Annotated in this window: 9 protein-coding genes; 6 read left to right on the top strand and 3 right to left on the bottom strand. The window is 51.0% G+C overall.

The window, feature by feature from the left end; translation table 11 throughout:
* Nucleotides 1-169: 169 nt before the first annotated feature.
* The 3 genes from CRO74_RS16045 to CRO74_RS16055 all read right to left on the bottom strand — a co-directional run bounded on the left by CRO74_RS16045 (nt 170) and on the right by CRO74_RS16055 (nt 7,902).
* The gene (locus CRO74_RS16045; protein WP_097127026.1) at nt 170-3,829 is read right to left on the bottom strand and encodes an SdrD B-like domain-containing protein; all 3,660 of its coding nucleotides are present in this window, start codon (nt 3,827-3,829) and stop codon (nt 170-172) included.
* 372 nt (nt 3,830-4,201) lie between these two features.
* Nucleotides 4,202-6,493 carry an immunoglobulin domain-containing protein gene (locus tag CRO74_RS16050; RefSeq protein ID WP_144035932.1) on the bottom strand — a complete coding sequence of 764 codons (2,292 nt, stop codon included), beginning with the start codon at nt 6,491-6,493 and terminating at the stop codon, nt 4,202-4,204.
* Between the two features lie 722 nt (nt 6,494-7,215).
* Nucleotides 7,216-7,902: a LytR/AlgR family response regulator transcription factor gene (locus CRO74_RS16055; protein ID WP_097127028.1), complete on the bottom strand. Its 687-nt coding sequence runs from the start codon at nt 7,900-7,902 to the stop codon at nt 7,216-7,218.
* Between the two features lie 216 nt (nt 7,903-8,118).
* Between CRO74_RS16055 and CRO74_RS16060 the strand changes: the two genes are divergently transcribed.
* From CRO74_RS16060 to CRO74_RS16085, 6 genes are all read left to right on the top strand, one after another.
* The gene (locus tag CRO74_RS16060; protein WP_097127029.1) at nt 8,119-9,624 is read left to right on the top strand and encodes an arginine deiminase family protein; all 1,506 of its coding nucleotides are present in this window, start codon (nt 8,119-8,121) and stop codon (nt 9,622-9,624) included.
* A 168-nt stretch (nt 9,625-9,792) separates the two neighbouring features.
* Nucleotides 9,793-10,722: a citrulline utilization hydrolase CtlX gene (ctlX, locus tag CRO74_RS16065; RefSeq protein WP_097127030.1), complete on the top strand. Its 930-nt coding sequence runs from the start codon at nt 9,793-9,795 to the stop codon at nt 10,720-10,722.
* A gap of 183 nt (nt 10,723-10,905) precedes the next feature.
* On the top strand, nt 10,906-11,373 hold the full coding sequence (locus tag CRO74_RS16070) for a MarR family winged helix-turn-helix transcriptional regulator (RefSeq protein WP_097127031.1): 468 nt from the start codon (nt 10,906-10,908) through the stop codon (nt 11,371-11,373).
* Between the two features lie 49 nt (nt 11,374-11,422).
* A complete protein-coding gene (locus CRO74_RS16075) occupies nt 11,423-11,647 on the top strand; it encodes a hypothetical protein (RefSeq protein ID WP_097127032.1) in 225 nt (74 codons plus the stop codon).
* Nucleotides 11,648-11,686: 39 nt separating this feature from the next.
* A complete protein-coding gene (locus tag CRO74_RS16080) occupies nt 11,687-12,574 on the top strand; it encodes an NAD(P)H-binding protein (protein WP_097127033.1) in 888 nt (295 codons plus the stop codon).
* A gap of 118 nt (nt 12,575-12,692) precedes the next feature.
* Complete coding sequence (locus tag CRO74_RS16085) at nt 12,693-13,535, top strand: SDR family NAD(P)-dependent oxidoreductase (RefSeq protein ID WP_097127034.1); 843 nt, start codon at nt 12,693-12,695, stop codon at nt 13,533-13,535.
* Nucleotides 13,536-13,598: the final 63 nt, after the last annotated feature.

A 13,598-nucleotide genomic window follows, 5' to 3' on the forward strand; every position in this document is an offset into this window, starting at 1 on the left:
GGGATAAACTCATTTTAATAGTACACAAACGACCATTTTTCTTGCAATCCGGGCGAGCGCTGGTCGGCCAATTGCCTGAACAATCCAGTGTAGCCACAAACCGCTCCGCCCAATGTTCGTTACTGAACGTCGGGCAGAGCGGTTTGTGGCTACACGGTACTGGTGGCTTCTAGTTTTTCTTCACGATAGTCAGGTAGCAATTTCCCGTTGGGCACAGGCAATTGGCTGTAGATAGGTAAGTCGTCGTTGCTGTACCGCAACCCGGTAGGCTCACCGTAACGGTATGGGTAAGCCCATCGGAACTGATGCCGGGCAGTGAATACGGTACCGACGTTGCGCCCGGACTAATGGCTACCGTGGTGGTGATGCTCCCATCGCTAATGGTGGCATTGCCGCCCGTCGTATTGACCAGGTTGATAAAGCCCGTCACAGTAAACAACCCCGTCGCCTGCACACAAGGCCCATTCATGGCAACGATACTCAGCGAGCAGACTGGAGCCGCTACTGTCACGCTGGCAGTAGCCGTGGCCGTACAGCCCGGTCCGTTGCTCACAAGTACGGTGTACGTATAGATGCCCGGCGTGGTGGGGGCAGTGGCAGTGGCCCCTTGGGTAGTAGCCGCAAACCCGTTTGGTCCCGACCAGCTGTAGGTGGTTGAGCCCGTGGTGCCACTGGCCGTCACGTTGAGGTTAATCGACGCACCCGGCAGCACGTTGCTGGGTGTCGCCGTGGCAACGGCATTGGTGGGGGTCACACAGGCGCAATCCTTGTAGGGTAACTGAGTCGTCACCACCGTATAACAGCAGGGACCATTGTAGACTACCACGCTGTAGCTCTGACCGGCAGCCGTAGCCGGGTTGGCCAGGCCGCTGAAGGTCACCGCTCCGCCCGAGACGGTCTGTCCACCTGCAGCCGTATAGGAAGGAATCGTTCCTCCCGCAGCCACCAGAAAGGCTTTGTCGGCATTGGTGATCCCCGAAAGGCTAATGCTGGCATCGCTGTTGACGGTGGTTCCCGTACAGGTAACGGGGGTAGGGGTAACGGTGGCGACGGTGGTTGTCAGGCAGACAAAGCCCGCATCAATGGTGTGGTTCACCGAACCATAGGCACTGGTGGTGACATTGGCTGATAGGAAGCCGCCCGAAAGCTGGGCATTGCTGTCGTTGAGCGTACTGGCCGTGGGTGCCGTCGAAAAGGCGGTAGTAACGTTATACTTACCGCCATCGACGGTCAATACACCCGTGGCGTTATCGAACTGACTGTTTGTGCCGTCGGTACCGAAGCGTACCGTGTAAGTCGTGTTGGGCAGGAGAAGCCGGGAAACCGCATTTACATCCGAGCCGTTCGAGAAGTAGTATTCTCCATTGGCATCGGTGGTGGTGTTGGCAATGAGCGTATTGCCCTGATACAGGGCCACTTTTACGTTGGCCAGTGCTTTTTCGCAGGGGTCCTGGATGCCATCTTTGTCGGTGTCCAGCCAGACCCGGTTGCCAATTTCGAGGTACGTAGGTGTGGCGCAGGCAATTTCCAGGTCCCCTAATGAGGCCGCTTTGGCAAATAACCCGCTCGTGATAAAGCCCGTTGTAATGGTGATTGCCCCGGTTGGCTGGCCCGACGTATTACTTACTTTCCGCAACCCGCCTGAGTCCGGAACTCCATTCTCGGGATCCATGGCCACGTAGATGGTTTCGGCTGAGCCGGGCCGAAGCGCTAAGCCACCGTTGGCGTTTTCCGCATGAGCCAGACGATCACCAAAGATAAGGAAGTTGTCGTTGTAGAATTCACCAAAACCGGGACCCTGGTTGTTAGCCTGACCAGCCCCTACTGACGGACCCGCTTTAGCATTGTTTTCCAGCACATAGGTGGTCCCGTTCGAGTAAGCCCGCAGGATATCACCGGCCACAACGCTACTGTATCCCATATTTGTTGAACCCGTTATGGTATAGGTAGCCGAGCTGTTGGGCGCATAATTTCTGTTGCCCGTCTGGAACGAGAAGCGGTCACCGAAGCCAAGTACCATACTCCCGTCGATGTCAAACTCAATATCTGCCAGGATCGGTTGCGGATACACTAACACATCGCCATAGTTACCATCACCACGCATAGCGGGTTTCTGAACAGCAATGGGGTCACTGAAGTTATCTGACCAGGGGAACCAGCCTGTAAGAGTTGGGTCACCATCCGAGGGGAATCCTTTGGGATAGGTCAGTGGGAAGTCAAGTACCGGAGTTGTGTTGAATGTATTTGTACTGATATCATACTTGTAGATGTACGCCCGCAGGTTAGACTTGCTGCCCGTTGCGGCATCACAAACCACGCCCACATACACAAAGCCTTTATAGATTTTCAGTGCCCAGGGACGATAGTCGCCACTCGTACCACAGCCCGGATTTGGAATCGCTACGCCGGGAGCCGCCGTTGGATTGGTGGTAGACAGACTATGGAGTTTTTTCTCGAACAGGTTCACAAAATAGAGCGTGCTGCCGTCGCCCGAGATATCCAGATCGCCCATACCCGTCTTGCCCACTTTACTGTAGGCCTCTTCGTCCTGGCTGGGTAAGTCTTTTGCCCCCAGTCCCCGTGCCGCATTGGAAGAAATGCTACCCAGATTTACCCCCAGCGTTTCCACATCCACAAATAGGGTAGTGGTGTTGTCTGTCAATTTAGTTTTAAAGATACCCCCAAGACCGGCATCGGTTAAACCCGTATGCCGACGCAGCACGGCTGCGGTATACACACTGTTATCTTTTTTAGCATAGGCCGTTCCCCATACTGCACCTATTTCGGGAATCTTGGCGATACCTGTTTTGGAAGCAACATCAAGCGTGTAATCAAACGACACAATAGCTGCGTCGGTAGCACTGCCGGGGGCGTAGGGGTCTCCGTTCAAATAACAGGGTACAACTATTTTGGGATTGGTCTGGCAATAATCCACAGGGTCCAGCACACCCAGATCAATGGTACAGTTGGCGCTTTGTACAAACTGTACCGTTGTGCGGCCATCGGTGCCATTAAGGGTTCCCTGTCCGGCATAAGCGGGCAGGTTGGTGAACTCAACCCGCACGGGGTAGTTAATTGCCGGGATCGTCAGGTTATAATCGCCAAAGGCATCGGTTGTTGCCGTATAGATTGTACCGTCGCAGGCGATGGCCGTAACGGTGACGCCGGGAATACCCGCGCTTTCTCCAGCCTGCCGGATACCGTCGGCGTTAAAGTCATTGAATACCGTGCCGGCCAGTTCGCCATTATCGCATTTGCGTCGGGGGCAGGCGGCCGGTAAAACAATCGGCGCACTGGTGGCCGTACACGTTGGGCTAGTATCAAAGGTCGCCGTTGCTGTTTGCGCCGTGCCGGGTAAGTCTACTTCAAAAGCCACTACCTGGGGCGACACGATGGTTTGGGGTTGGTTGCCCACGGTGAATCCATAATTGACGGTGATCAAACCCGGCGTAATGGTCTTGGTCTGGCCCATGTAGCTCACCGTAATAGTACCCGCTGGAGCGTTAATCCAGCCTACTTCAATGCTCACCGTGGCTTTACTGGCTACGCCGTCTGGTGAATAACAGCCCGATACGGTGGGTTTGAGGGTGATGTCGCAGGTTTGTGCCTGGGTACTAAACGAGAAAGCAAGCAGCCCCAGCAGGAAAGACATCACCCACCAACTCCGAAGCGTAGTTCGTAGCTGGTGAAAAACGAAGGCCCGGCTCAACGTTGCGCCCGTCAACAGCCTCGGTCTTGACGGGCGCAACGTCGAGCCGGGGCGGGTTATGTTGCCGCAGAGAACCTGATCAAGGGAAGACTGGTCGGTGAGCGTAAACCGTGTTCTCATAGCATTTTCAGGAATAAAATAATGATAGTGCAATTTCCGGGGGAGGAAGGTATTGGCTTTGGAATTGCTAGCACACCTATTGTTTAGTTAAAAGAGCACGTTCAACAATTATGCATTAATTGTAAAAATTTTGTATTCTGGGGATAAATGAGAAAATTAAGTGGACAAACGACATATTCCGGTAGATGAATTGCTTAAGTCAGGGGATGAACGACGTAGTTGTCCCATTATCATGTGTGCCAACGTGAGACAGCCGCAAACCAGGCGGGGTAATTGAATGTAAAGCATGAGTCCATAAAAAACGCCCGGCCTTCCTTTACAGAAAGCCGGGCGCACGGTCGGTTATATGGCAACTAAACAGGATGGTCGTCGCTAATTCTTCCGAATAATCGTTTCAAAGCAATTGCCTGTTGGGCAAACCTTTTTACATTCCGCTGGAGCGGTGTAGGACTTGGCGTCTGTACCACAATTTGGCAGATTAACACTAATCGTATGAACTGCACCATTTGAGTTTAGTCCCGTTAGTGTATACGGTACGGAGGTAGCCCCGGCCGCTATTGTAACCGTTGTCGTGACCGATCCATCCGTAATGGTTGCCGTACCCCCGGCGGTATTCGTCAGGCTGATTACGCCCGTAACCGTGTACTGGTTAGTCGTTGCATCACAGTCACCGCGTGTCGCTGTGATGCTAATATCGCAGTCGCAGGTTTGTATCGTAGCCACGGCCGCAGCGCGGGTACTTTGGCAACTGGCGCTGGAAACACAGTTAACGTAATAGGTTGTCGTAGCTGCCAGGCTGGGTGTTGTAAAGCTTGATCCTGTACCCAGCGATGCGCCACCGCTTGGTCCTGCATACCAGGATAGCGTTCCTGTACAGCCCGTTGCGGTTAGCGTTACCGCACCTGGACCACAGCGGGAAGCACCAACGCCCGTAGGTTTAGCGGGAATGGCGTTGACGATTGCCCTGGCGACATCACGACCACTTTCGCACAGCCCATCCACACAACTCACATAATAGTCTTCGGTAGCGGTTAGGCTAGGCGTCGTAAAAGTGGGGCCAGTTCCCAGAATGGTCGTGCTGGTACTCGTAGCATACCAGTGAAGCGTACCGGTCGTGCAGCCGGTAGCCTTCAGGTTCACGGAACCTGGTCCGCAACGGGGAACGTCTACGGCAGAGGGTTTGGCCGGTGTTACACAAGCGTCATCGCAGCAGCCAAATACCTTAAGCTCGTCAAGATCCCAGATTTCCTGACTTTTGTCACTGTCTGAACTTTGGTAAGCCGTGATCTCAAACTCAAAGACTGCCTCTGCCGAACCACTGGTCGTTTGAGTCGGGAAACCATCGCTACTTGAGTTGTAATTACCCCAGCCGGTAGGTGCCGGATCGCTCGAACTGGACCAAGTTGTTTTGGTGGTCGATTTAACTGATCCCGTCCAAATGATGGTACCATTCTTTTTTAACCGAACCTTGTAATATTCAGGCTGATTGTTGGTAACAAACCCTCCGCCCGACTTTGTTTTGTTCATCGCCATCTCGCAGAAAGAGAGGCCATACAACCGACCGGCCTTTCCGGCAGGGAAGGTTATTCTTAAGATGAGTTTCCGCTCAAAGGGTGTAGAGCTATCCCAGGTACCGGTGCAAATCGAACGGTCACTAGCACAAACCGGACCATAGTCCCCACTGTTTTCGTCAGCTTTATACACCGAGTTGGAGCCACCATCTGTACGTTTGAATACGACAGAAGCGCAACCAGAATAAGAGCCACCCGAAGCCGGAATACCCGACGAGTTGTCGATTTGATTATCACTGGCGTTGTCGAAATCCCACTCAACTAATTTATTGGTTGGTGAGCAAACGGCCGGATCGCAGCAACCCTCTATGTCGACTTCATCGATTTCCCATATCTCCTGGGAGGAATTACTATCGGAGTTCTGATAAGCCGAAAGCTGGAACTCAAATTCTACCTCGGCGGTACCGTCGGTGGATTGTGTCGTAAACCCATCTGAATCTGAATTATAGCTACCCCAACCGGTGGGTGGTACTGGGTTGCTCGACGAACCCGTCCAGTCTGTTTTAGTGGTTGGTCTGGCCGATCCCGTCCAGACAACGCTCCAGGAGCCACCATTAACGCGTTTTCTCAGCCGGACGCGGTAGTTCTCGGGTCGGTTATTGTTACCAAATCCACCACTTGCTTTGGTCCGTGCCATGGCCATCTCGCAGAAGGTAATACCCGATAGTTTACCCTTCACCCCCTTTGGGTAGGTTATGTAAACCGAAATGTACCGCTCAAAAACGGCAGCTTTGTCCCATGTGCCGGTACAGATCGACTTTTTACTCTTACAAACCGGACCATAATCCGAATCGACATCACCAGGGGTGTTGTTATACACTGAGTTGGAGCCGCCGTCAACGCGCTTGAGCACTTTACCGACGCATCCGCTACCGCCAGAGGGAGGAATACCCGATGAGTTGTCAATCTCGTTATCGTTGGCATTGTCGAAGTTCCAGTGGGCAAAGCCAGCTGTGGACGTACAGGTTTGTGCCTGAACGCTGGTGTTGCCTACTATCAGGAGAGCAGTCAGTAGAGAGCCGCTTATCGCCAACAGGTAGTTGCTTCTCAATCGCCTGATGGCTCGGTTTAGGGGATGAATCACTCGATTCATCGCAGGAAAGTTACTCGTGGTAGATGTCGGCATTGGTCGATCGTGTTTTAAATGGTAGGAACTCCGGTAATGAGTAGAGTTCGTGTTACGCCTAGAGGTTAAGTAGTGGTGGTTGTGTAAGTTCCTTTTAGTCAGTTGTTTGTGCGTTCGGTGGTAATGCTGTTTTCTGTAACTGGTAGAGAAAGAATAAAAAAATGCCTAATTAAAGGGTGCTTCCATAAAAACTGGCCTGGAAATTGTAAACACACTTATTGGTCGTTTACCTGAAAAGCATGTTACGTCATTGATCATAGACAGACGTGCATACAGGTGGTTGATGCCGCAAATGGATACGCCTGGGTACTTCGCAAACGTGCGCGATTAGGTGAAGCCGGAGGTAAGCTGTTGTTGATTGCATAGGGCTCAGAAATTAACGTTTCGCTTATAACCCGGATGGATGCGTGTAAACGAAACGGTAATTATTGGTACAGCAATCACCATGCGAAATGTAGACTTGCCGAAACCTGTTGATGACAAACGACATGACAAGTATGTGAACAACAACTTGTGCCTGGGCCCGGCTCTATATTAATTGGCTTTTTCGTTTACCGGAGCATTCTTACAAAAGCCTAGCCAATTATGCCAACGCGATGAAGTCCATTGACTCGCTTTAGGATGACCCTCCACTCGGGTGGTTTAGCGCGTAGATTACGAACAACTAAATCAATAAAAATCAGACCTGCTCAAATACGGCTCAGTACCTCCTGCCGGTATTTACGGCCGATGGGGATTTTCTGCCCATTCAGATTAATATACTTTTCGGTTAGATTAACTCGGTTTACAAAGCCGAAATTTATGATAAACGACTTGTGTACCCGGCCAAAGCTCATATCCAGCTCCGGTACAATTGTATGAAGTGCCCGTTTAACGGAGTGCTTCGTATTATCCTGATAAATAATAGCGTAATTTCCTTCTGCTTCAATGTAAATGATCTTCGACAAGGGCAGTTGTAACGTTTGCCGGTGCTTCCCGATAACAGACAGCGTTTTTGATGACTCATTTTTGAAGACGCTGGCTTTATTCTGATTTAACCGTGTTTCGAGAGCAGACACCAGCGTATAAGCATGAAATGGCTTGACCAGCAGCCCCGCGTTACTGAGTGACAGCGATTGCCGAAGGTGGCTATCGTCGGGCTGTCCGGTAATGAAAATGATTGGGTACGTACGGGACACATCCGCGAAAAGTTGAAACGAAAGCAGCCCATCAAGTTCTACGTTAGCGATAACGGCATCGGGCGTAGAGTGATTGAGAAAATCGCTGGCTTCCTGAAGGGTAGTTACCAGAACAATGGCCGTATCGGTAAACTCCTCCAGTATCATTCGAAGTTTTAGTTGCCAGATTGGGTCAGCTTCAAGAAGTAAAATAGTCATTGATGGATATAAATCGTTTCTTAGTTGGATCGACTATACTGATTCCTAAACACGGTACTTAGTATAGATGCTATCGATAGCTCTTTGCAAAAACCACACCATAGTAGCCGGAGAGGCCGCTTAACGACCTACTAATAAAGCCTCAGTTTTATTTCCTTTACCAAAACTGTACCTTGCAGAATCGGTACGACCACTAACAGGGTGCCGAACTCAGGTATGAAGAATGGAGAAAATACAGCTGTTGCCGACTTGACAGCGGCAGAAAACGCTACACAAGCCCGCTCAAAGCCACAAATTAATGTTTCCTCAGAAATTGGTACACTTAGGCGTTTACTGATTCATAGCCCCGACCGGGGGCTGGGTAAGGTAGTCCCCTCAAAAGCGCAGGACTGGCTTTTTGAAGACATTGTGCATCTGGATATGATGCGCCGGGATGAATACGATTACTACGTTAAGATTCTGCTATATTTCCTGGACCCCGATAAAGTCCGGGGTAAAATAGCCGAACTCGGCCCCGACTCCGACCGGTCGTTTTTTAAACCCGATCACGATGATTATTTCAAGTCGGATAAAGTTATCGATATTCAAAATCTGCTTTCCGATATCCTGGCCGATGAGGTAATCCGGACGCGCCTGATTGCGGCCATCTGCGGTATTGAGCGAACGTCGTTCAGAACCCAGCAGCAACTTGCTGACTTCGACCCGGTTGAACTGGCGAAAATCATGATATCGGGTTCGCTGCCCGACCGCAAAATGCTGTTTGCGCCACTACCAAACTTTATTTTTACGCGCGACATTGGCATTGTTATCAATGACCATATTCTGCTCAATAAACCCGCCAAACTGGCTCGAACCCGTGAGGCATTGCTAACGCAGTACATTTTCTTTAACCACCCGTTGTTTGCCGGTTACCAGGATAAGATTCTTGAAATACCGGATAATGAACATGCCTTTCTGCTCTCCGACGCCGATTCAAAACGAGACATCACGCTCTCGACGCTGGAAGGGGGCGATGTGATGATGATTGGCAAACGCCACCTGATGATCGGGGTTAGCGAACGCACCACCTTATACGCGGCCCAGCAGGTAATGCGGTTGGTGTTTAGTAGAAATGTGGTCGATACGGTTACCATTCTGCAAATTCCCAAGAAGCGCGACTACATGCACATTGATACGGTGTTTACGCAGGTAAAACGCAATGTATGGGTGTTGCTGGGTTCGCTGGCCCGCACCGGCGACGAAGCGAAGAAGCGCGATGTGATCCACTTTTTCGCCCCTAAAGATGTGTCGGAAGACCTGAAGATTATGCAGTTCATTAAAGGGCTGGAGCATAAACCCATCGAAATAGAGAACCTGGAAGATCTATTGACCGATATCAGCAAGAATGATTTGGGCGCGACCGAACCTGTCCGGTTCATTTATTCGGGCAACAACGAGTTTCCTTTTGGTGCGCGTGAGCAGTGGACAGACTCCTGCAACCTGCTTGCCCTGAAAGACGGCGTGGTGGTTGGCTACGACCGCAACGAAAAAACCGCCGAAGCGTTTCGGGAGGCTGGGTTCGAGGTGATCGGCGCGGCTAAACTACTGGACCGTTTCGAGCGGGGCCAGTCCTCTCCGGAAACTATCGAGAATACGTTCATCATGCTGCCGTCTGCCGAGCTGAGCCGGGCACGGGGTGGTTCCCATTGTATGAGCCTACCGTTGCTGCGGGATGAGGTGTGAGAAAGTCGAAGATGATTCGATCATTAAGCAAGTCATTGGACAAACAAGACTTTGGCGTTAATTTGCTGTTATGTAATTGGTAGCACGTAGTATTTATACACTTACATCTCAATGTGTGCAACCTGTAGTACTTATCTACCTGCAGACTTACAACTTACAACTCATTATATGCAATCACAAGCTACTTCACGCATTCTGATGGTCCGACCGGTAAGCTTCGGGTTCAATACCGAAACTGCCGAATCAAATGCGTTTCAAAATAGTCAACTGGCCGCACAAACGAAGGATATAGCCCAGGAAACCGCCCAGCAGGAGTTCGACGAAATGGCGCGTCAACTTCGGGCTATGGGGGTCGACGTTATGGTCTATGACGATACAGAAGACCCCTACACGCCCGATTCCATTTTTCCGAACAATTGGATTTCGTTTCACGCCAGCGGGACCGTGGTGCTGTACCCCATGCAGGCCGAAAACCGCCGTCTCGAACGCCGACAGGATATTGTTGATAACCTTAACAAAGACTACCACGTTGCCAAAATCATTGACCTGACTCACTTTGAGCAGGAGGGTAAGTTTCTGGAAGGTACCGGCAGCATGGTCCTCGACCGGATGAACCACGTTGCCTTTGCTAGTCTGTCGCCCCGTACGCATCCCGATGTGCTGGCGGAGTTCAGTCGGCAGACGAACTACCGCATTGTGTCGTTTAGCTCTGCCGATGCCGATGGCAAAGCAATTTATCATACCAATGTGCTCATGTGCATTGCCGATACCTTTGCCGTCGTTTGCCTGTCGGCCATTGTCGACCCGGATGATCGCCTGATGGTGCGTCAGGAACTGGAGAAGCTGAACAAGCGAATCATTGACATCTCGCTGGAGCAGATGGCCAATTTTGCCGGGAACATGCTCATGGTAATGACCAACAAAGGTCAAAAACTGCTCGTAATGTCTACCCGCGCTTTCGAGTCGTTAACACCGAAGCAAATCGATCTGCTCGACGATTACACAACGCTGGTGCATTTCGACCTGTCCATGATCGAAAACAATGGTGGCGGCTCCGCCCGCTGCATGATGGCAGAAATGCATTTGCCAATGAAGTGAGGAGTTGGGAGTGAGGAGTGAGGAGTTAGGAGCGAGGAGTTAGGAGTTGCTGACGCCAGTAGTATTCACGCGTCAGCAACTCCTCACTCCTCGCTTCTAACTCCTCACTACTTTTTTCAAACCCTTGCTTGCACATACAAATATAATTTACTATCTTTGTACCCATCATTGAGTAAGAATCTAATGGACGTAGAAACAGTAGTTACCGTAGCGAAAGAGGAAAAATCAGTGACGCGGTTTAGTGCCTGCCTGTTGTTCTCTGCCAACGCACTGTCGCGGGCCATTACGGCAATTGGGGATGAGGAGTTTGGTCGCTTTGGCCTTTGTTATTCGCATGCTTACATGCTGTGCGAAGTGGTTGGCCAGCCGGGAATCACCCCATCTGAACTAAGTGAAACGCTTTACCTGACACCATCGACCATTACACGACTGGTGGAAAAGCTGGAGCAGAAACACCTGGTCCGGCGAGAATCGGAGGGGAAGAAAACGCTGATTTATCCAACTGCCCAAGGCACTGCTCTGCAACCCGAAATCAGCGAAGCCTGGGATCGCGTTGGCGTGCGCTATTCCCAGTTGATCGGTGAAACGAACGTTTGCCAGTTAACCAGGCAAGTATTCAGCGCTGTACAGGCACTCGGCGAGGGTGCTTAAAAAAATTTACTAAAACTATTGTTTGCACATACAACAAAACTTGACTGCCATGAAAACAAAGGAAGAAATAAACGGAACGATCGGTGTGGTAATTGGCCACACAACGGATATAACGAAAGAGGTTTGTCAGTCACTGGCTAAGCAGGGCATTTCAACAATTGTTGTGCAAAAAGACAGTCATAACCACGACGTAGAAGAAGCCCCTGAGCAACACCACTGGTCAGGACAACCAGGCAAAGACCTGTTTTTTAACGGTTGGAAGCTGCTGTTCTGATACACATTACACTGTACATCTCACCTACATCTTATACACATGAAATACGTTATTACCGGCTCGTTAGGGCATACCGGAAAACCCGTAGCTGAAGGTCTTGTTAAAGCGGGCCATCAGGTTACCGTTGTCACCAGCAAACCCGAAAATGCAGAAGCGATTGAAGCTCTGGGAGCCACTGCCGCTGTAGGAAGTGTTGAAGACGCAGCCTTTGTGACGGAAGCATTTGCCGGAGCACAGGCTGTTTATCTGCTCATTCCAGGCAAATGGGCAGTTACGGATTGGCGGAACTTTCAGAACCAGATCATCGATAATTACATTGCTGCCATTGAGGCCAACGACATTCGGTTTGCCGTATTGCTGAGCAGCATAGGGGCCAACTTAGGCGAAGGCACCGGGCCGATCGACGGGTTGTATGATGCCGAGCAGAAACTGGCCAAAGTATCCGGATTGAACAGCAAATTCCTGCGTCCGTCGTATTTCATGTACAATCTCTTTGGGATGATGGGCATGGTAAAAGGCATGGGTATACTGGGAAGCAACTTTGGCGAAGAAACCGTTGTGCTAACTCATACCAATGATATTGCCGACGTTGCACTAACCGAACTGCTGAACCTCGATTTTACCGGGCAACAGGTGCGCTATATTGCCAGCGATGAACGTACGGGTGCCCAAATTGCTCAGGTACTTGGCCAGGCAATTGGCAAACCCGAAACTTCCTGGGTTGTCTTCTCCGACGAACAAACTAAACAGGGCTTGCTGCAAGTTGGGATGAATGACGAGATGGCAACTGAGTATACCAGCCTGGGGCGCTCGCTCCGCGAAGGGAACATGCAGGCCGATTTCTTTGCCAACCGGCCCGCTGCCTACGGTAAAGTAAAACTAGAAGAGTTTGCCCGGAATGAGTTTGCCCCGGCTTTCAATGCCTAAGCCCAGCCACACGGCAAGTAACCTTGGAGGATTTACAGAGAAGGTGCCCCGTGGGCCTTCTCTGTAAATCTTTTTATTTTTCGTCCACCGTATCTACGACAAAGCAGAACCGCTACACATGAAAACAGCATTGATTACCGGCGCAAACGTCGGGATAGGACTAGCGACCGCAAAAGCGTTGGCCCGACGAGGGTTTAACCTGATTCTTCTCTGCCGGAATGAAGCGAAAGGCCGGGAAGCCCTGACAACCCTGCAACGTATCAATCCCGCCGTAACCGTGCAACTGGTTCTTGCCGATTTAACGGATACCGAGTCGATACGTCGGGCGGCAGAACAGGTTAAGGCTACGCACAGCCAGTTGGATGTGCTGATCAATAATGCCGGTTATTCGCCCGACCGAATTGAGTTTGTGGGTTCCATTGAGAAGTCATTTTTCGCCAATCACATTGGCCACTTTGTACTCACGTATCACCTGCTCGATTTGTTGAAAGCCGCTGGCGAGGCTCGGGTTATCAACCTGTCTTCGGCGGCCTATATGCTGGGGAAAGCCTCCCGATTTTTTCAGCACGACAAAAAGTTATCTCTTCTGGCCGCCTATGGCGATGGCAAACTGGCCAATGTGTTGTTTACCAGGGAACTGGCCACCCGCTATGCCGACTCGGGGATTACGGCCTACGCGGTACACCCCGGCGTTGTTAAATCCAACTTTGGGAGCAACTTCACCGGCCCGATTCAGCTGCTTATGTCAATGGCCAGACCTTTTATGCGAAGCCCGGAGCGGGGCGCTGAAACGTCCGTTTATCTGGCCACCGCGCCCATTGATGTGCTTACCCGGAAAGAAGGGAAAGCGGGCGGATCGGGCGGCTTCTTTGCCGATTCAGCACCGAAGCTGGTAAAGCATGTTGATAATATAAACCGACAGGCTACCGACTTGTGGGAAAAAAGTATGGCGTTCGTCTAAGCGGTTTTATAAATAAACAGAGCGAAAACAAAAATGGCGACGCCCAGTCGGTCATCGCCATTT

Source organism: Spirosoma fluviale, assembly GCF_900230225.1.
In the GTDB taxonomy this organism is placed as follows: Bacteria; Bacteroidota; Bacteroidia; order Cytophagales; family Spirosomataceae; genus Spirosoma; species Spirosoma fluviale.

Excerpts from the sequence above, each read along its gene's own strand:
- CRO74_RS16045 (WP_097127026.1), bottom strand. The coding sequence starts at position 3,829 with ATGAGAACACGGTTTACGCTCACCGACCAGTCTTCCCTTGATCAGGTT.
- CRO74_RS16050 (WP_144035932.1), bottom strand. The coding sequence starts at position 6,493 with ATGAATCGAGTGATTCATCCCCTAAACCGAGCCATCAGGCGATTGAGA.
- CRO74_RS16055 (WP_097127028.1), bottom strand. The coding sequence starts at position 7,902 with ATGACTATTTTACTTCTTGAAGCTGACCCAATCTGGCAACTAAAACTT.
- CRO74_RS16060 (WP_097127029.1), top strand. The coding sequence starts at position 8,119 with ATGAAGAATGGAGAAAATACAGCTGTTGCCGACTTGACAGCGGCAGAA.
- ctlX (WP_097127030.1), top strand. The coding sequence starts at position 9,793 with ATGCAATCACAAGCTACTTCACGCATTCTGATGGTCCGACCGGTAAGC.
- CRO74_RS16070 (WP_097127031.1), top strand. The coding sequence starts at position 10,906 with ATGGACGTAGAAACAGTAGTTACCGTAGCGAAAGAGGAAAAATCAGTG.
- CRO74_RS16075 (WP_097127032.1), top strand. The coding sequence starts at position 11,423 with ATGAAAACAAAGGAAGAAATAAACGGAACGATCGGTGTGGTAATTGGC.
- CRO74_RS16080 (WP_097127033.1), top strand. The coding sequence starts at position 11,687 with ATGAAATACGTTATTACCGGCTCGTTAGGGCATACCGGAAAACCCGTA.
- CRO74_RS16085 (WP_097127034.1), top strand. The coding sequence starts at position 12,693 with ATGAAAACAGCATTGATTACCGGCGCAAACGTCGGGATAGGACTAGCG.